This window comes from Salifodinibacter halophilus, assembly GCA_012999515.1.
Taxonomy (GTDB): Bacteria; Pseudomonadota; Gammaproteobacteria; order Nevskiales; family Salinisphaeraceae; genus Salifodinibacter; species Salifodinibacter halophilus.
In genome coordinates, this window is record JABEEB010000588.1 from 1 (window position 1) to 244 (window position 244).

1 protein-coding gene is annotated in these 244 nt (G+C 61.5%); it reads left to right on the plus strand.

Translation table 11 applies throughout. The features are described from left to right. A partial coding sequence (locus tag HKX41_12935; GenBank protein NNC25039.1) for a type II toxin-antitoxin system HicA family toxin occupies positions 1-170 on the plus strand: 170 nt, incomplete at its 5' end. Between the last annotated feature and the right edge of the window lie 74 nt (positions 171-244).

A 244-nucleotide genomic window follows, 5' to 3' on the forward strand; every position in this document is an offset into this window, starting at 1 on the left:
CCGGCAGCCACCTCAAGCTCCGGTATCAGCACCCCCAGACCGGTGAGATCCGGAACGTGACCGTGCCGATGGGTGGGGAGATCCGGACCGGCACGTTGCGGAATATTGCCGACCAGTGTGGAGCCAAGGACTTCGAGGCCTTTTGCGAGTGGATCGACGAAAACCGGTGAGTTAGACCGTCTCCAAGTGAGCGTAGACGCGCTCGGTCGTCTGGATCGTGGGTCCGGCCTACACAGTCCCAATT